Origin of the sequence: Bacillus alkalicellulosilyticus, from assembly GCF_002019795.1 — a bacterium.
GTDB classification, from domain to species: Bacteria; Bacillota; Bacilli; order Bacillales; family Bacillaceae_F; genus Bacillus_AO; species Bacillus_AO alkalicellulosilyticum.
On the sequence record NZ_KV917381.1, the window covers coordinates 4,312,140 to 4,330,912 of the forward strand.

Annotated in this window: 20 protein-coding genes; 7 read left to right on the forward strand and 13 right to left on the reverse strand. The window is 38.8% G+C overall.

The annotated features are described in order from the left end of the window. Positions 1–23: 23 nt before the first annotated feature. From BK585_RS21590 to speE, 6 genes are all read right to left on the reverse strand, one after another. Entirely contained in the window at positions 24–806 is a 783-nt protein-coding gene (locus BK585_RS21590; protein WP_170885677.1) for an alpha/beta fold hydrolase, read from the reverse strand. Between the two features lie 36 nt (positions 807–842). Then, positions 843–1,013 carry a XapX domain-containing protein gene (locus BK585_RS21595; RefSeq protein ID WP_078556201.1) on the reverse strand — a complete coding sequence of 57 codons (171 nt, stop codon included), beginning with the start codon at positions 1,011–1,013 and terminating at the stop codon, positions 843–845. 81 nt (positions 1,014–1,094) lie between these two features. Continuing rightward, the gene (gene argS / locus BK585_RS21600; protein WP_078556203.1) at positions 1,095–2,762 is read right to left on the reverse strand and encodes an arginine--tRNA ligase; all 1,668 of its coding nucleotides are present in this window, start codon (positions 2,760–2,762) and stop codon (positions 1,095–1,097) included. Position 2,763: 1 nt separating this feature from the next. Continuing rightward, entirely contained in the window at positions 2,764–3,186 is a 423-nt protein-coding gene (locus BK585_RS21605; RefSeq protein ID WP_078556204.1) for a YwiB family protein, read from the reverse strand. A gap of 171 nt (positions 3,187–3,357) precedes the next feature. Continuing rightward, positions 3,358–4,227 carry an agmatinase gene (gene speB, locus BK585_RS21610; protein WP_078556206.1) on the reverse strand — a complete coding sequence of 290 codons (870 nt, stop codon included), beginning with the start codon at positions 4,225–4,227 and terminating at the stop codon, positions 3,358–3,360. Positions 4,228–4,239: 12 nt separating this feature from the next. Next, positions 4,240–5,067, reverse strand: coding sequence for a spermidine synthase (gene speE, locus BK585_RS21615; protein ID WP_078556208.1), 828 nt, complete (start codon positions 5,065–5,067; stop codon positions 4,240–4,242). A gap of 385 nt (positions 5,068–5,452) precedes the next feature. On the opposite strand from speE, the gene BK585_RS21620 reads away from it, so the two are divergent. Beyond that, complete coding sequence (locus BK585_RS21620) at positions 5,453–7,516, forward strand: transglycosylase domain-containing protein (RefSeq protein WP_139367617.1); 2,064 nt, start codon at positions 5,453–5,455, stop codon at positions 7,514–7,516. 538 nt (positions 7,517–8,054) lie between these two features. On the opposite strand, the gene BK585_RS21625 is transcribed toward BK585_RS21620, so the two are convergent. From BK585_RS21625 to BK585_RS21640, 4 genes are all read right to left on the reverse strand, one after another. Continuing rightward, on the reverse strand, positions 8,055–8,585 hold the full coding sequence (locus BK585_RS21625) for a YwhD family protein (RefSeq protein ID WP_078556209.1): 531 nt from the start codon (positions 8,583–8,585) through the stop codon (positions 8,055–8,057). Between the two features lie 87 nt (positions 8,586–8,672). Beyond that, the gene (locus BK585_RS21630; protein ID WP_078556211.1) at positions 8,673–9,176 is read right to left on the reverse strand and encodes a YwgA family protein; all 504 of its coding nucleotides are present in this window, start codon (positions 9,174–9,176) and stop codon (positions 8,673–8,675) included. 11 nt (positions 9,177–9,187) lie between these two features. Next, on the reverse strand, positions 9,188–10,483 hold the full coding sequence (locus BK585_RS21635; RefSeq protein ID WP_078556212.1) for an HD domain-containing protein: 1,296 nt from the start codon (positions 10,481–10,483) through the stop codon (positions 9,188–9,190). Between the two features lie 184 nt (positions 10,484–10,667). Next, entirely contained in the window at positions 10,668–10,889 is a 222-nt protein-coding gene (locus BK585_RS21640; protein ID WP_078556214.1) for a YuzB family protein, read from the reverse strand. 137 nt (positions 10,890–11,026) lie between these two features. Between BK585_RS21640 and BK585_RS21645 the strand changes: the two genes are divergently transcribed. Beyond that, positions 11,027–11,863: a lipoate--protein ligase family protein gene (locus tag BK585_RS21645; RefSeq protein WP_078556215.1), complete on the forward strand. Its 837-nt coding sequence runs from the start codon at positions 11,027–11,029 to the stop codon at positions 11,861–11,863. Between the two features lie 44 nt (positions 11,864–11,907). Here BK585_RS21645 and pta read toward each other — a convergent pair whose 3' ends face one another. After that, positions 11,908–12,897 (reverse strand): phosphate acetyltransferase, encoded by a 990-nt coding sequence (gene pta, locus BK585_RS21650; protein WP_078556217.1) that lies wholly within the window; start codon positions 12,895–12,897, stop codon positions 11,908–11,910. Between the two features lie 368 nt (positions 12,898–13,265). On the opposite strand from pta, the gene BK585_RS21655 reads away from it, so the two are divergent. The 5 genes from BK585_RS21655 (at position 13,266) to gerQ (ending at position 18,067) form a co-directional block, all read left to right on the forward strand. Beyond that, a complete protein-coding gene (locus tag BK585_RS21655; protein ID WP_078556218.1) occupies positions 13,266–15,191 on the forward strand; it encodes an oxidoreductase in 1,926 nt (641 codons plus the stop codon). An 18-nt stretch (positions 15,192–15,209) separates the two neighbouring features. Then, entirely contained in the window at positions 15,210–15,956 is a 747-nt protein-coding gene (locus BK585_RS21660) for an enoyl-CoA hydratase/isomerase family protein (RefSeq protein WP_078556220.1), read from the forward strand. Between the two features lie 108 nt (positions 15,957–16,064). Then, complete coding sequence (gene hemQ, locus BK585_RS21665; protein ID WP_078556221.1) at positions 16,065–16,814, forward strand: hydrogen peroxide-dependent heme synthase; 750 nt, start codon at positions 16,065–16,067, stop codon at positions 16,812–16,814. Between the two features lie 282 nt (positions 16,815–17,096). Further along, complete coding sequence (locus BK585_RS21670) at positions 17,097–17,528, forward strand: cell wall hydrolase (protein WP_078556223.1); 432 nt, start codon at positions 17,097–17,099, stop codon at positions 17,526–17,528. A 32-nt stretch (positions 17,529–17,560) separates the two neighbouring features. Continuing rightward, on the forward strand, positions 17,561–18,067 hold the full coding sequence (gene gerQ, locus BK585_RS21675) for a spore coat protein GerQ (protein ID WP_078556224.1): 507 nt from the start codon (positions 17,561–17,563) through the stop codon (positions 18,065–18,067). Between the two features lie 70 nt (positions 18,068–18,137). On the opposite strand, the gene BK585_RS21680 is transcribed toward gerQ, so the two are convergent. Together BK585_RS21680 and BK585_RS21685 are read right to left on the reverse strand one after the other, a co-directional pair. Beyond that, positions 18,138–18,506 carry a DUF423 domain-containing protein gene (locus tag BK585_RS21680; RefSeq protein ID WP_078556987.1) on the reverse strand — a complete coding sequence of 123 codons (369 nt, stop codon included), beginning with the start codon at positions 18,504–18,506 and terminating at the stop codon, positions 18,138–18,140. A gap of 19 nt (positions 18,507–18,525) precedes the next feature. Then, the gene (locus BK585_RS21685; protein ID WP_078556225.1) at positions 18,526–18,768 is read right to left on the reverse strand and encodes a DUF5327 family protein; all 243 of its coding nucleotides are present in this window, start codon (positions 18,766–18,768) and stop codon (positions 18,526–18,528) included. Between the last annotated feature and the right edge of the window lie 5 nt (positions 18,769–18,773).

Below are 18,773 nucleotides of genomic sequence, written 5' to 3' on the forward strand. Positions count from 1 at the left end.
CAATTCTCAACGGCATTTTTTCTCTATTTTTCCACTTTGCTTGTTATAAATTTCGAAACAATCCTATTAAACTCAACCGCATGTTTAGTTGGTATTTGGTGTGTTGCTTTTTCTACTAAGACAACGTCCACATCATGAAGTCGTTTTTTAAACATATCGATGTAGTGATGTAAGTAAAACGAGTATGAACCATACACTAATAAAACAGGTGCTTTTATTTCATGTAGATGTTCCGTTGAGCGATACTCGAGACCGGCTTTATACATCCGGCTCAGTACATCTGGATTCGTTCTTTTTATGTGGTCAACAAGTTCAGCGCGAAATGCGGTTTCGTGCATCTTGCAATGGGCCCCAGCCAGGACATTTGCTAACAAACCCATGGCCTTCATTTCCGTAACAAAAATTCCAAGCTTGAATTCATTACGTAATATAAAACTATTGACCTCAGGAAAGCTGCCACTCATAATTAACGCCATTGTTCGTTCAGGATAAGATAATACAAATTCCTGTGCGATTGATCCTCCATTCGAGTAGCCTAGAATGACTGCTTTTTCAATCTTTAACTCATCTAATACATGACGAATATCCTCAGCTAAAAGCGAAAGTGTTATTTTTTCCGGCCCTCCTTCGCTTTTTCCATTCCCTCTAAGGTCAACCATAATTAGTTTATACGTTGTAGATAACGGTCTTTGTTTATGAAATGTTTTATAACCCATTCCTGGAGGGTGAATGAGCACGATCGGTGTTCCTTCTCCTACAGTTTCATAGTAGATTGCACGGTTGTATCGACATTGAACGTAAGCCATGTTCATCCTCCTTTCATTATTTAAATCACATTGCTGTTATTGATTAAAGAAAACCATGACCCAGCTGTATATTTTATAGCCTAAATAGATTCCGATGATCCCCATAATTCCCGGTAAGGCAGGTGGAGCTGGTATAGGTAATTTAATTACAGCGAACAGAAATCCTACAATTAGGCCAGCCAATAAGGCTAAAATTATTTCTTGCATACTATCACTTCCCTTATTATTAAAGTTATTTTCTCCATTAAAACAGCCCTCTATTAAGGAAAATAGAGGGCATTTGTTTTTTTACATTCTTTCTGGTGCTTTGACTCCAATAATTGATAGGGCATTTTTGAGTGTAATTTGAACAGCCTTGATTAACGCCATTCTCGCACTGCTTTTTTCCTTATCTTCTGGGTCAATGACACGCTCTGCATTATAGAAGCTATGCAATGTCGCTGCTAACTCAAAGACATAGTTGGTAATGCGGTGTGGAGACAGTTTATTCGCCGCTTCGGCCACAGCTTCAGGATACTCACCAACTTTTTTCAAAAGGTCATATTCTTTTTCAGACTGAATAAGTTGGAGATTTGAATCATCTAACGTTAACCCTAATTCTTCTCCTTGTCTTAAAATGCTGCAAATTCTGGCATGAGCATATTGAACATAATACACTGGATTTTCATTTGATTTTGATACGGCCAAGTCCATGTCAAAATCTAAATGTGTATCTGCACTTCTCATCGCAAAGAAGTAACGAGTCGCATCAATTCCGACTTCCTCCATTAAATCTCGAAGGGTAACAGCTTTCCCTGTTCTCTTACTCATTTTGACTTTTTCTCCATTTTGGAACAAGCTGACCATTTGGATTATTTGAACTTCTATTTGTTCTTTTTGGTAACCTAACGCTTGAATTGCCGCTTTCATTCTTGGTATGTATCCGTGGTGATCGGCTCCCCATATGTTAATCAGCTTATCAAATCCACGTTCCATCTTATCTTTATGATAAGCAATGTCTGGTGTTAAGTACGTATAGCTTCCATCATTTTTAATTAACACGCGGTCTTTATCATCACCATATGTCGTCGAACGGAACCAAGTCGCTCCATCCTGTTCATAGGTTTCATTTTTTTCTTTTAGTACTTTGAGTGCTTCAACTACTTTACCTGAAAGATATAATGAAGTCTCGGAATACCAATTATCGAATGGAACACGAAATTCTTGAAGGTCGGTTTTAATTTTATCCAACTCTTTCTTTAATCCATATTCCCGGAAAAAGAGAAGACGTTCTTCTTCAGTCTGTTGAACAAATTTATCTCCATGCTCTGCAATCAGGCCTTTAGCAAACCCAATGATATCTTCACCATGATATCCATCTTCAGGCATTTCCATCTCTTGCCCAAGTTCTTGGAAATATCGAGCTTGAAGCGATAATGAAAGGTTGTTAATTTGGTTTCCTGCATCATTAATGTAATATTCCCGTTCAACATCATAGCCTGCTTTAGCTAAAATATTACATAGGGAATCGCCGACAGCAGCTCCTCGTGCATGACCAAGATGAAGATTTCCTGTTGGATTTGCTGAAACGAATTCCACTTGAATGCGTTTATTTCCACCAACATTTGTTTCTCCGTACTGTTCTTTTGCAGCTAAGACCGCTGGAATGATTTCTCGTAAATACGCATTATCCATGTGAAAATTAATGAATCCAGGCCCTGCAATTTCAATAGATGAAATTGCCCCTTTTTCTTTATCAATGTGGGCTACAATGTCCTCAGCAATCGCTCGCGGTGCTTTTTTTGCAATTCTAGCCAATTGCATTGCCATATTTGTTGCATAATCACCATGTGCTTTTTCTTTTGGAATCTCAAGGATTACTTCAGGAATGGCATCTCCTGTTGCCAATCCAGCTTTTTCAACTGCTGCTTTGATTTCTTGTTTCAACTGGTCTTTCATTTGTTCGACACTGTTCATTTTAATTTACCTCCTTAAAGGTTACGAGCATGTGATGATTTCTTTTTAACTCGTCATTCATTACGGTCTCGTATGATGTTTCTATTTCACCAATATTGTTCTCTAAAGAAAATGAGAGTTCTTTGGTTTGAATAAGATATGTCATCGTTCCATAAGGTGTTATGTACGTTCCTTCGGTTTGTTTCTCTGCTTCTAGCTGTTGTCTTACGGAGATTTCACCATTACGAATAATCGTCATCTTGTTGTCCGTCATTTTGAATACATTTGAGACGACTCCATTCTCTGAGTTGTCTTGGTAGCGTATATAAACGGAGTTCCCTTTTTTCGTTAACTCCCCATGCGCTTCTCCAGTATATGTATTTGTTTCTTGCTGTTCTGTAATTGATATCGAGTATGTAATGTTTATCTTTATTTTATCGTCCATTTTGCTCACCCTTATTCATTCAAGTGTAGCTCTATTCTCATTTTACCGCAATCAAGAAGACTATCAAGGCAAAACACACATAGCATGATAATTGTTTAGAGGACACTGGAAAATGGTAAAAACCCTACCGTTTACAGTGCCCTCCAAATGTACTTTTTTAGTTAGAGTGACTTACACCCATCCAAGGATGATTTCTCTGATGAATTTGCTTGCTGCGATTTGTGTTTGTTCAGTTAAGTCATACACTGGAGCAACTTCTACTAAATCTGCACCGATTACATTTAGCTCAGAATCCGCAATTAAACGGATCGCTTCTAGTAATTCTTTTGAAGTAATTCCTCCCGCTTCAGCTGTACCTGTACCAGGTGCAAACGCTGGGTCTAATACATCTATATCGATCGTTACATAGACATTGCGTCCTGCCAATTTCGGAAGAATTTCCTTTAATGGCTCAGCCACATCAAACTTTGATAGATGCATTCCTGACTCTTTAGCAAATTGAAATTCTTCTCTCATTCCAGAACGAATACCGAACGAGTATACATTCTCAGCACCGATTAATTCACACGCTTTTCGGATTGGAGTGGAATGCGAAAGGGGTTCACCCTCATACTGCTCTCGTAAATCAGCATGAGCATCAATATGGATAATCGCCATATCCGGATATTTTTTATGCATGGCACGAAAAATTGGCCACGATACAAGATGCTCTCCACCAAGACCAATTGGAAATTTCTCATCAGCGATTAGTTTGTCCACGTAATCTTCAATCATGTCTAAGCTACGAGCTGCATTCCCAAACGGTAAAGGAATATCTCCTGCATCAAAATATTTTACTTCTTCTAAATGCTTATCAGCATAAGGACTATATTCCTCTAAGCCTAATGAAGCTTGACGAATACGGGCAGGACCAAAACGAGAACCAGGACGGAATGACACCGTCCAATCCATTGGCATTCCGTAAATCACAGCCTTGCTTTCCTCATAACTAGGATGACTCATAATAAATACATGTCCTGAATAAGCCTCATCAAAACGCATACGTCTTCCTCCTTACTTCACAAGGTTTTCAACAAAGCGAGGTAATGCAAATGCTGCTTTATGAAGGTCTTTTGTGTAGTATTTCGTATCAATGTCATGGAAGCGTTGTTCTTCCACCTCTAATGGGTCATATTTTTTTGAACCAATTGTAAATGTCCAAAGGCCACTTGGATACGTTGGAATGTTTGCTGTATAAAGTCTTGTAATCGGGAAGGTCTCTTTTACATCACGGAAAACGGTTTTAATTAAATCTGAATGAAACCAAGGATTATCCGTTTGCGCCACAAAAACGCCATCTTCTTTTAACGCTTTTGAAATTCCTTCATAAAACCCTTTCGTAAATAAATTCACAGCTGGTCCAACTGGTTCTGTTGAATCGACCATAATGACATCATACACTGCTTCACTTTTAGCGATATGCATAAAGCCATCATCAACTTGAACATCTACACGAGCATCATCTAGTGCACCAGCAATGCTAGGTAAGTATTTTTTAGAATACTCGATTACTTTACCATCAATTTCTACTAACGTTGCCTTTTCTACCGATGGGTGTTTTAACACTTCACGAATAACACCACCGTCTCCTCCACCTACTACAAGCACATTCTTAGGGTTAGGATGTGTGAATAAAGGCACATGTGCAACCATTTCATGATAAACAAACTCGTCTTTCTCCGTTGTCATAACCATGCCATCGAGTACAAGCATGTTGCCAAACTCTTCTGTTTCAATCATATCTAGCTTTTGAAACTCCGTTTGTTCTGTATGTAATGTGCGTTTTATTTTAGCCGTAATCCCAAAACGCTCTGTTTGCTTTTCTGTATACCATAATTCCATCTTTCTTCACCTCATAAATAAATAGTTACGTTTAGCTTGTCCTACATTTTACTCTCTTACTAGTCGCTATTACAACTTATAAGAAAAACCGCTAGCGGTCTTTTCTTACTTGCGATGCGCGAAGCCATCGCCCTGCCTGAACTAGCTTAAAAGACATCCATGAGCATCTAAACTTTTTATACTTTCTTACTTTGTAAGAAAAACCGCTAGACCCCTTAGGTCCTACGATATTTTGATCCTTCATTAATCTGAACAAACAAAGTATGAACAATCACCCGAAAAAAAGCAAGATAAATTTTAGGAATACAGGAAGAATACGTTTAAAAGTGGCCAAGCTTACCAAAACTAGTAAAGGAATTAAGACAGTGAAAAAGGGGTGGCTATCGTGGAGGTCATCACACGACGGAAGAAACACAAAACAAGTTTGTTACGGTCATTATTTCGGTTTATTCTTATTGTTTCTATTTTAATGATGAGTGGAGTTGTCACGTTGCTTCTATATACTAAAGCACAAGGACCTCCACCTCTTCAAGTTGCACAAACGACTAGATACTTCGGGGCAGATGATTCGATAATTGGCGAGCATTCGGCAGGTCAAAAGCGATATTGGATTTCTTTAGAGGACATTGCGCCTGACCTTATTAATGCGACTTTATCAATCGAGGACCGCAAGTTTTATACTCACTATGGCTTTGACCCCACGCGAATTGGTGGTGCAGTTGTTGCAAATATTCGTGCTGGTTCAATGGCACAAGGGGCAAGTACCATTACACAGCAGTATGCTCGTAACTTATATTTAGGCCATGATAAGACGTGGCAAAGAAAGTGGAACGAGGCGCTTTATGCGTTAAGACTTGAAATGAGCTATTCTAAAGAAGATATTTTAGAGGGTTATTTAAATACGATTTATTATGGTCACGGTGCATATGGAATTGAAGCTGCAGCACAACATTTCTTTGGAAAAAGTGCGAGCGATATATCGTTGGCTGAATCCAGTATGCTTGCAGGTATCCCAAAAGGTCCTAGCTATTATTCTCCATTAAATGACTTTGAGCGCGCCAAGCAACGGCAACGTGTTATCTTGCAATCGATGGCTGATTCAGGTTTAATTACACAATCAGAAGCAAGTCGTGCTGCTGAGGACCCGCTTCAGTTTGTAAATGAAGAGACACAATCAGCCTCATATGTTGGTCCTTATTTCCAACAAGCTGTAAACCACATCTTAAAATCTGAATATGACATTGATGAAGAAATTGTTGAAATGGGTGGATTACAAATTTATACGACGCTTGACCCTGAGCTCCAACAACTCGCTGAAAAATGGGTACAAGCAGAAATCGGAAGTATCGACGACCTTCAAACATCGTTAATTGCGATGGACCCTGATACAGGAGATGTATTAGCTTTAATTGGGGGACGAGACTTTTCGGAAAGTTCGTTTAATCGAGCCACGCAAGCAAAAAGACAACCTGGGTCTACCTTTAAGCCGTTTTTGTATTATGCAGCATTAGAAAAAGGATTTACACCAACTTCAACCTTGTTAAGTGAACCTACGTCTTTTCAATATGAAGAAGGAAAGGACCCATATACACCAAGTAACTTTAATGACAATTATGCAAATGAATTTATCACGCTTTTACAGGCTCTTGCTTTTTCAGACAATATATACGCTGTAAAAACTCATCTTTACTTAGGTACACATGAACTTCTTGAAACCGCTCAGCGTTTTGGGATAAAAAGCCCATTACGAGACAACCCGGCTTTAGCCTTAGGTACGAGTGAAGTAAGTATGCTTGAAATGGTCACTAGTTATTCGACCTTTGCAAACGGGGGAAAACGCATTGATCCTCGTTTCATAAGGAAAGTAGTAGACCAGGAAGGCAATGTCCTCGTGGACCAAGAACCGATTGCTATTCAAGAATTTGATGAGAGACTAATTTTTATTATGAACGACCTTATGAAAGGAATGTTCGAACCACACCTTAATGATTATGCTTCTGTCACGGGTGGGTCTGTCTCTCATTTAGTAAGCCGTCCAGTCGCTGGGAAATCTGGTTCAACACCAACCGATAGTTGGATGATTGGGTATACCCCTCAACTTGTGACAGGCGTTTGGATTGGGTTTGATGAAGGTCCACTCAACCACAGTATGCACGGACAGCATGCAAAACGAATATGGGCAAACTTTATTGAAGAAGCTTCAGCAAATAGTTTAAAGCTGCAATTCCATAAACCAGATGGGGTCACCGGAGCTTATATCAATCCTAGTAGTGGCTTACTAGCTAGTGAAGATTGCCCGGTACGAAGATTAACTTACTTTATTGATGGAACCGAACCAACGGAATACTGTACGAAACATACAGAGGATGATGTTGCATCAGAACCTATTGAAGAGGAAGAACACGTAAAAGAAAGATTCCTCGACCGCTTCTTTAAATGGTTTCATTAAAAAAACGACAAAGTCGCTTTTGAAAAAGCAAGGAGCGTAGCCACTGCCTTTTTTAAAGGGTTTTACAGGTGCCTTTCTTGTAAAACCCGCGCAGTGTGCGAAGCCCTTGCTCTTCCTGAATAACTTAAAAAACATCTATGTGGCACAGTTTCTTACAGATATGCAAAAATAAAAAGCGCAAGGAGTCTAAACTCCTTGCGCTTTTTTGTCCTAGTATAAATGTGTCGTTTATACTATTGTTAAGTGTAATTCGATTTTTATAAAAGCTCAATAGCTTATGCGAGAGTTCATAAATCGTTCAAATTTCATCGAAATAAGGTCTAGACAAACCGAAAAAATTTTGTTTAAAGAGGGTACTGTAAAAAGTTCGGTTTTCAACTTTTTACAGTACCCTCTTTGCAATGTGCGTAGCCGTTGCCTTTTTTATTGCCTGCTACGAGTGGTTTTTTCGTAGAAGGCATGCAACGAGTGAAGCCATTGCCATATAATTAAAGGGACTGTAAAAAGTTCGGTTTTACCTTTTTACAGTCCCCTCCTGTTATTTTAGTTGTTGATGAAGAGCTTCATCTGAATTATTCCACATCTCTTCATTATGCTCTTTCAAGAATTTAGCCAAAAGGTGCTTTGAAGCTTCATCCATATGGTCAACAATGATATGACCTTTAATTGATTTATCCATTCGGTTCACATGCTCAGGTAGACTTTTGTAGCCACGGCGAATGTCAATGTCAACGCGCATCTCACAGCCAGTGACCCCTGCATAATACGTTTTTCCTTGTTTATGGTTAATGGTTACCCATACTAACCAATATAACTTACCATTTGGTACTTCTTCGCGATTAGGTAAAAATTTAATTCTTTTTTCCACTGCCGATCTCGCATGAAGGGCTCCCATATCAACGTAAGCTTCCCCTTGTTCAGGGTCAATAATGACAGGGGATACATTGTCTAAATTTAATACCCCTGCCCCATATCCACCATGTTCTGAAGTGGTAGAATCGCCTTGAAGGATCGTAAAGCCTGTTTTGGGCTTGTTTTCTTTGTCTTTATTATTGTTAAACAAATCCATGTATATCTTTCCTTTCTCCCTTTTACATTTTCACTCTACTATCATAGGTATTCTTATAGTTTGTGTTTATTAAGCATTTTAATCATCTTAATGCTCGGTTGAACGCAATGCTGCAATGTATTCAAAGGCTTGAATTAAATCTTCCTCAGAATAATTTTGCTTCTTTTTAATCGTGAATACTTTATCTTTTACTTCCGCTTCTGAAAGGTCATCAAAATATAAAATAGTCGATACTAGTTCTAGGAATCGCGAACTCTGTTCATTCATGTTCGTGACAATGCGATTAATTTCCGGGAGGTCTATTTGGTACATTTGAATAAATTTTAGCCCTTCTTCCGTTATTGTATAGCGGTATTGAGAGTAACCACCTTTGTTCTCTTTGATTTCTTCAAGGAATCCAAGATTACATAGTTCTTCAATTCGCAACGTCAGCTCTTCCGAATAGGGTCCAAACATATGAAATTTAAATTTTTCAGTAAATGGAAACTTTAGCTTTTTGCTAATGTATACGATTTTCTGTAGTTTTTTTCTTCCGATTATTTCCCCTGCCCGCTCAATCACGGTCAATAGCTTTACGTGTTCGTTTAGCAACTCTCTTCCCCCTACTTCTCAAGGATATCTCTTATCTTCCTTTTTACCTCTTTATGTGAGGTTTCATCTTCTAGTAAATCTTGTGGAAAGTACAACTTATGGTCTGTTCTCTTTTTTCCCGAAATTGCTTCCACAACATCTGATTCTCTTGATAGTTCACGTATTTTCCCGTTAGGTAACAATAAATGAATCGGCAACCTTTCTTCTTCCTCTCCAGGACGATAGAAATCGTAAGGAAGGTCTGAAGAAGAATCAATGACCAAATAATATGTAGGGTCAATGTCAGCTTCTTTAAAAAGCTGTTGCAGCATAGGCCAGTCATTCATATGTTGATTCGGGTTAAATTCGACATATTGAAACAATCTTCTATTTAAAAATCTACCACAAAGGTCACGTAAAATGCTATCGTCTTCTTCCTGCCAAATTTGAAAGTAATACATTGTAATCGCCTCATCAAGGCGTAAATAATCGTCCAAGCTCATTTTTTCATTAAATAAAGAATAAAAATGAATCGGTTCATGTTTGAATTGGTATCCCTGTTTGTAAAGTTCTTTCGTTCGTTGAAGGATTTTGCTTAATATCACTTCAGCACTTCTTGTGACAGGGTGGAAGTATACTTGCCAATACATTTGATAACGGCTCATGATATAGTCTTCTACAGCATGCATTCCACTTTGTTTAATAACTACCTGGTCCTCAGTAGGTCTCATGACACGTAATATCCGTTCCATGTCAAAGTGACCATAACTTACCCCTGTATAGTAAGCATCTCGTTGTAAATAATCCATGCGGTCTGCATCGATTTGACTTGAGATTAAAGAAACAACGAGTTTATTGGAATATGTTTTCTCAATGACATCCGCTACCTTTTGGGGAAAGGACTTGTCCACTCTTGCCAACACCGCATTAACTTCTGTGTTTCCTAGTATGATTTGTCTTGTCCATTCTTCATGGTCAGAACCGAACACTTTTTCAAACGAGTGAGAAAATGGACCATGCCCGACATCATGTAATAAGGCAGCACATAAGCAGAGTAGGCGTTCTTTATCATCCCAATGAGGACGACCTTGAAAGATGTCAATGATTCTTCTCGTAATTTCATATACACCTAAGGAATGATTAAACCTTGAGTGCTCTGCCCCATGAAAAGTCATAAAGGTTGTCCCGAGTTGACGGATTCTTCGCAGACGCTGAAATTCCTTAGTACCAATCAATTCCCAGATTAATTGGTCCCGTACATGAATATAACGGTGAACAGGATCTTTAAATACTTTTTCCTCTTCAAGCTTTTGTAGAATGTTTTCCATCTAGCCACTCTCCATCTCACTGCCATTTTCCTTTATTATACAACAACGATTAATAGTTACGTAACAAAAGCAATTGTTCTTTGACTGTTCAAACTAAAGAGCACTGAAAAGTTACGTTTTTAACTTTTTTCAGTGCCCTTAGTGGTAGACAAAACCGCTGCATTTTCCTTTGGTTTTAGTCCTGTTACTTTATCTTTTTTGTGATTTTTGGAATAAGTTCATCTTCACTAGGCGCTGTCACTGGGCGATTATTTACAATGGTAAATGATTTTTTCCTCCCAGGCCCACAATAAGATTGGCACCCAATGTGTATCTCTGCATTTGCATCTATTTTTTTTAGCTTGGGAACGAGTGTCTTAATATTTGTCGCCTGGCAAATATCACATATTCTAAATTCGTTTGCCATGATCGGGTACTTCCTTTCTTTCACATCGAGCATTTTTATCATTACCTAGTATACCACATCCAACCTTAGTTGAACCTTCTTTCGGGATTGCTGTCCATGTTATAATGGTGGAACAACTGATTTAAGGGAGTACTAGAATAATGAATTCAAAACCTTTTTCAAACCAACGCTGGCGATTTATTGATCAAACAACATATGGTCCTCAATTTCAGGCATTGCAGTCATTTGCTTATGATGATGCTTTATGTACAGCTATCGGGACAGCTGATGAGGCAGATTCTGTATTACGTGCATGGGTTCACCATGATACGGTTGTTCTTGGGATTCAAGACAGTCGACTTCCGTGTATTGCTGAAGGTGTCGCTTATTTAAAAGAACAAGGCTATGATGTCATCGTACGAAACTCTGGCGGACTAGCTGTTGTTTTAGACGATCAAGTACTTAATCTGTCATTGCTACTAAAGGAAAATCATAAAATATCCATTTCCCACGGGTACGAGGTGATGGTTCATTTGATTGAGTCTGTCCTATCTTCTTATTCTGCTTCTATTAAAGCTGGGGAAGTTATTGGTTCTTATTGTCCAGGAAGTTATGACTTAAGCATTGAGGGTAAAAAATTTGCTGGCATTTCACAACGCCGGATTCGTGGCGGTGTTGCCGTCCAAATTTATATTAGTTTAGCGACCGCCCATATAAACCGAGCCGAATTAATTAAGACCTTTTATGAAAAAGCTACTCAAGGTCAACCAACGGCTTTTGACTATCCTAAAATTAACCCAAACACAATGGCTTCATTATCAGAACTGTTAGATACTGACATCACCGTGTCTACATTTGTTCATCAACTTCTAACTAGTATGCTTCAATTAGGGGCAGAGCTTATCCCTTCAACGCTTACAGATGAGGAATTTAAGTTATATGAAAACCAGTACGCAAGGGTAATGGAAAGAAACAAAAAGGCACTTCAGCTTTGAGCTTAAGTGCCTTCGTTATGAGTATGGGGTGTTTCCTCAGACTTTCAACCGAGGACTTTTTGATTAACAGATTGCATAGCTGTAATCAAGGCTAACTTGTACACATCCTTAACATTACAACCTCTGGATAAATCGTTTACTGGTCGATTTAACCCTTGAAGGATTGGTCCAATTGCTTCATATCCACCAAGGCGTTGCGCAATTTTATATCCGAGATTTCCCGACTCTAAGCTAGGAAAAATAAATACATTGGCTTCCCCTTTTAATGGAGAATCAGGTGCTTTCTTTTGAGCCACTGCTGGTACAAAAGCTGCATCAAACTGAAACTCGCCATCAATGACTAAATCTGGACGAGCGGCTTGAGCAAGTTTTGTAGCTTGTGACACCTTTTGTGTTTCTATTGAAGATGCTGAACCTTTTGTTGAAAAGCTTAGCATGGCCACTTTAGGGTCAATGTCGAACACTTTAGCTGTCTCAGCTGTAGCAATCGCAATTTCTGCTAGTTCTTCACTTGTTGGTGAGATATTAATGGCACAATCTCCAAAAACAAACTTTTTATCTTCTTTTACCATGATAAAAACACCAGACGTTTTTTTAATTCCTGGTTGGGTTTTAATAATTTGGAGGGCCGGTCTGACGGTATCTCCAGTCGAGTGGACTGCGCCACTTACTAACCCGTCTGCTTTATCTAAATATACTAACATCGTACCAAAATAATTGGCATCAAGTAATTTTTCTCGCGCTGTTTCCTCTGTTTCTTTCCCTTTTCTTCTTTCAATAAATGCGGCCACTACTTCATCAAAGAAAGGGTAGCTTTTTGGTTCAATAATTTCTACATCTTTAAAAGATACGCCTATTTCCCTAGCTTTATCTAAAATTTCTTCTTTATTTCCAATTAAAATGGGTTTAACCACTTCATCTTGGGAAAGCTGTGATGCTGCTTCTACGATCCGTTCATCTAATGCTTCTGGAAACACAATTGATGGAAAATGACGTTTTACTTTATTTTTTATTTCAGAAAAAAGATCACCCATTATGTCATTCCTCCTCATCCTTATCGTTAACAAGCATACTCCTGTTTTTTTGAAAAAGGAATACTTTACCTCAAAGTAAAAATTTTCTAATAAATCCCTTTACTCTGTACTCATATTATACAAAATAAAAGCCACTTGTATCTTACTATTCCTATAGTTTCACTTATTGTTCATATTCCCTAGCAATCAAATTTATAAACGTATTGTACTCTTCCTTAAGTTAGCCATTCTCTGGCCTTCTCATACTGTTTCTATATCCCACAATATTTAACAGAATACGAATGAATCATTGCCAAAATGAATAGGTATTCATTATACTTAGAGTACACTGAATGGTTATTCATTTTTTATCAAGGGAGTGGGACGTCTTGAAATACCCTCATTTATTTTCACCTGTTTCAATTAATACTCTTCAATTAAAGAATCGTGTAATGATGGGCTCCATGCATATTGGTTTAGAAGGTGAAGAGAATGGACTCGCTAAACTAATTGCTTTTTATGAAAGACGAGCTATTGGTGATGTAGGCTTAATTGTGACTGGTGGAGCTGCTGTTTGTCCTGAAGGAAGCGGTGGAAGAGATTTTATGTCGATTTATAAAGATGAAGATGTTTCTTATTGGAAACCGTTGACCGAAGCGATACACAAACAAAACGGCAAGATTGCTCTTCAGCTTTTTCACGCTGGACGATATGCCTATAAGGCGATGACTGGTTTTGATCCTGTTGCTCCATCAGCCATCAAATCTCCCATTAACCCAGACACCCCCGTTGCTCTAACTGAAAAGGAGATTAAGCGAACAATTGATGCATTTGCTCAAGGCGCGATAAGAGCAAAAAAAGCTGGATTTGACGCCGTAGAGATTATGGGCTCAGAAGGATATTTAGTCAACCAGTTTATTTCCCCTGTTACAAACCAACGCACCGACTTGTGGGGCGGTTCGTTTACAAAGCGAATTCGATTTCCACTAGCAATAGTCCATGCTATACGTGCTTCTGTCGGACCAGATTATCCGGTAATTTTTAGAATGTCAGGTCTTGATCTCATCGATGACAGTACAACTATAGAGGAAACGGTCACATTAGCCGAACAATTAGAAAAGGCAGGCGTAGATGCTCTCAATATTGGAATAGGTTGGCATGAATCGAAAGTCCCTACGATTTCAATGAAGGTTCCAAGAATGAAGTTTGTTCCAATCGCAGGAAAAATTAAGGCCGCCGTATCGATTCCGGTTGTTGCAAGTAACCGAATAAACAATCCCGATGATGCAGAAGACATTTTGCGAACTCAAAGAGCAGATATCATTTCAATGGCCCGGCCATTTTTAGCAGATCCTGATATTCTGCTAAAAGCAAAAGAAGAAAAAGCGGATGAAATTAATACGTGTATTGCTTGTAATCAAGCCTGTCTTGACCATGTTTTTGAGGGGAAATCCGCTTCCTGTCTTGTAAATCCAGAAGCTGGACGTGAGTTGGTGTTGCTGTATGACAAGCCAAAAAAACTAAAAAACATTGTTGTCATTGGGGCCGGACCAGCTGGGTTAGAGGCAAGTCGTATGCTGGCATTGCGAGGTCACAGCGTTACACTCGTTGACCAAAAACAAAGTATTGGCGGCCAGCTTCTCTACGCGGCTTCTGTTCCAGGTAAATCCGAATTCAATGAGACATTGCGTTATTATGAAATTCAATTAAAGAAACTAGGCGTTACCTTCCGCCTAAACCATACAATCACTGTCACAGATTCACTTCTAACAAAATCAGATGACATTGTAATTGCTACGGGAATTATTCCGAGAACGCCTGACATCCAAGGAATATCTCAAAAAAATGTTTGGTCTTATCGTGATGTGTTTGAAGGGAAAAAGCCAGAAGGAAGAAAAATTGTCATCATTGGCGGTGGAGGGATAGCTTGTGATCTTGCATCATATATTCTCGGTCAAGGTTTATATGATATTACGTTATTACAACGCGGAAAAGCGTTCGCTCGTGGTGTCGGTAAAACAACAAGGTGGGCAACATTACTTGACTTACAACAACGAGGAGTGAAAATGGTTGGTGGCATTGAGTATGTTGCGATTAAAGACCAAATCATTACTGTTCGTTTAGGGGACGAAGAAACATCCTTTGAAGCAGAAACATTTATAACAGCAAGTGGACAGTTACCAAATGTTGATTTGTATCATCAATTACTCGAGACAGAAAAAAACGTTCATCTTATTGGAGGCGCAAAACACGCATCTGGACTCGACGCAAAACAAGCGATTTACGATGGAACGATTGTCGGAAGAACATTATAAACATGAGGAGTGGTAGAAATGAGTAAGCACATTGATTATGATGTAAAAAATCACGTGGCTACAATTACAATCACAAGACCTGAGGTTAAAAATGCTATCGATAAAACGACACATAAGCAATTATTTGAAGCTTTTACAAATGCCAATGAAGATAAAGATGTAAAGGTCATCGTTTTAACCGGTGCTGGCGATTCTTTTTCTTCTGGAGCTGATTTAAAAAGCATTCCTCTTGAAGAAGTAGAAAGTATGGATTACGGTGATTACTTAAAAGAAACGTATAACAAGTTGTTATTGTATCTAGATTCTATCGAAAAACCAACCGTTGCCTTTATAAACGGTTTTGCTGCTGGTGCTGGGTTAAGCTTAGCCTTAGCATGTGATTTCAGAAGCGCTAGCTATGACGCTAAGTTCGCACTTAGTTTCTTAAAGATAGGACTTGTACCTGATGCAGGAGCTTCGTTTTTTTTACCGCGTCTTGTCGGATTAAGTAAAGCACTAGAACTGGCATTGGGGGACCCGATAGCTGCAGAAGAAGCTTATAGAATTGGGTTAATTCATCAAATTGGCGAACCCACGGCTTTGATTAGTCAACTTGTTTCCCAATCACAAACAGCCTATGGCTATATGAAGAAAAACATGAAAAGCTCCTTTGAACATTCGCTAGCAGATGTATTACAACAAGAAGTACATGCTCAACGATTGGCAGGAAAGACAAAAGAACACCGAGCAGCCGTTTTATCCTTTATTCAGAAAAAGAAAAAGTAACTGCCATTGCCAGCTTTTGTTCACATCGTCTTTTTTTTGCTTTAAAATGAACTATGGTATAGTAGTGTGTAGTTAGATAATGAATGTGAATAAAGGAGTGGTTACATAATGGCTGAAGCTGCAGTAACATTAGATGGTTGGTATTCTCTTCATGATTTTCGAACAATGAATTGGCCTGCTTGGAAATCATTAGATAGTGAAGAACGCCAACAAATTGTCAACGAATTGCTTGGTACATTAGAAAAATGGAAGAAGACCGAACAAGACGGTGAAGGCAGTCATGCGCTTTATTCCATTGTCGGACAAAAAGCAGATTTTATGATTATGCTTTTACGTCCAACAATGGAAGAGTTAAATGACATTGAAAATGCATTTAATAAAACAAGATTTGCTGAATATACACTTCCTTCCTTTTCTTATGTGTCTGTTGTAGAATTAAGTAATTATATGGCTGGAAAAGATGGCGGAGACCCAATGGAAAATCCAGAGGTTCGTGCACGTCTATTTCCTACATTACCAAAAGCAAAGCATGTATGCTTCTATCCGATGGACAAGCGTAGAGAAGGAAACGACAATTGGTATATGCTTCCGATGGATGAGCGTCGTTCACTCATGCGTAGTCATGGAATGATCGGTCGTCAATATGCTGGAAAAGTAAAGCAGATCATTACAGGATCTGTTGGCTTTGACGATTGGGAATGGGGAGTTACCCTCTTTGCTGACGACGTACTTCAATTTAAGAAACTTGTGTATGAAATGCGTTTTGACGAAGTTTCTGCCCGATACGGCGATTTCGGCTCATTCTATGTAGGAAACATCCTCCCAGAAGAATCCATCTCCCGCTTCTTTTATGTATAATAAGAAAACCGTGTTTTGGTTTTCTTATTAAATGCGATGTGCGAAACCATCGCTCTCTTTGAATAAGCTATATTTTATTAGAGTGTGACAAAAGGAAAAACCTTTTGTCACACTCTTTTTTAACATCTCCTCTTAGTTAGTACGAATATTCAAAAATAAGCGAGCATATATTGAACTATCTGCTTTCATAGGCTCTATGTCGGATGAAACCTACATAGTCTTGACCTTTCGCAGCCAATCATCAGTCGTCATGCATCTATGAATCTTTATGGAGGTGAGGGTTTGGCCGTTATAAAAACTACCGAAAGCGATTTGAAGATATTAGCACGCCTTATAAGAGCCGAAGCAGAAGGGGAAGGCGACCTTGGCATGTTAAAGGCCGGGAACGTGATGGTGAACCGCGTTCGTGCAGACTGTCTTGACTTTGTTCATATTAACACCGTAGAGCGTATGGTTTGGCAATCTCCAGGAGGCTTTGAAGCCACTCAAAAGGGATATTTCTATCAAGGAGCAAGAGAAAGGGAAATTAATTTAGCGCGAAAATTAGTAAGAGGGGAGAGACACCACCCAGCCTCGAATGCCTTATGGTTTTTTAGACCGACTGGTTCTTGCCCCGCTCAATGGTGGGGTCAATGGAATACAGGAAGATATAAACTCCATTGCTTTTACACACCATTAGCATCGGCTTGTCCAAGTGTGTTCGGTACCTTTTAAAAAATTAATTCTCTAAGAAGGAGTGAAACATAATGTATCAACAACAACCAGGTCAACAAGCTCCATCATCTGCTCAGCAACCTGAACAGCAGTTTGCGCAACAGGAACAATTTGCCCAACAGTTTGCTCAGCCATTTCCGCAACAACAAATGCCATTCCCGCCACCACAGTTTCAGGCACCCGTACCACCGCCTTTTTATGCACCACAACCACAATTTCAACCTCAATTTCCATCCGTTCCAGGTATGTTACCGATGGAAATGTCTTATATTGAAAATATCTTACGATTAAACCGAGGAAAAGTTGTCACGGTATATATGACATTTGAAAACAACGTTGAATGGAATGCCCGAATCTTTACTGGTATCATTGAAGAAGCCGGTCGAGACCATATCATTTTACAAGATACACAGTCTGAAAAACATTACTTACTATTAATGGTTTACCTTGATTATATCGAGTTTTTAGAGCACCCTGAATACGATTATCCGTTTGGTGCCGTTCAACAAGGTGTACTATCTCAATATCCTCCACGATAGAAAGTGTCGTTTCGCTCATTGTGTAAAGGGTGGGACAAAGGCAACAATAACCTTTGTCCCACCCTTTTCTTTACCCTCTCATTACCGCTACTATGACCAATACCCATCCAATAATAAAGGCTAGTCCCCCAATTGGAGTTATCATTCCGAATTTAGTAATTCCCGTCAAACTCAACACATATAGACTTCCAGAAAACAAAACGATTCCGACTAGCATAAACCAACCTGCTGTATGTATTATGTTTAATGAAGATAATTTCCCAGCAATGAGACCTACAAAAATTAATCCCATCGCATGGTACATATGATACTGTACGCCCGTTTGATAAATCTTTAAAAACCGTTCTGTTACTTTTTGTTCTAGCGCATGAGCCCCAAACGCTCCTAGGGCAATCACAACCGCTGCATTAATAGCACCAAGAATAACGAATAATTTAATCATTTTTTTCTCCTTTATTTTAAAAATCTAATAAGCTGTTATGATTTTCAGGTGAAGATTCTTTTTCTTCATGAGGAAAGCTTGTTTTTTTGATAACGATTTGGTCTGTTGTTTTATCGCCATTGGTTAAAAGCTCACAATACCCCTTCACCATTCTTGCATGTTCCCTCACTTTTAATTCATCTTCTTGTAATAAAGCCCTTTTCATTTGATTCAATTCATCTTCTATCTTTGTCATGATAGTTTGTGCAGAGATTTTCACCTTTT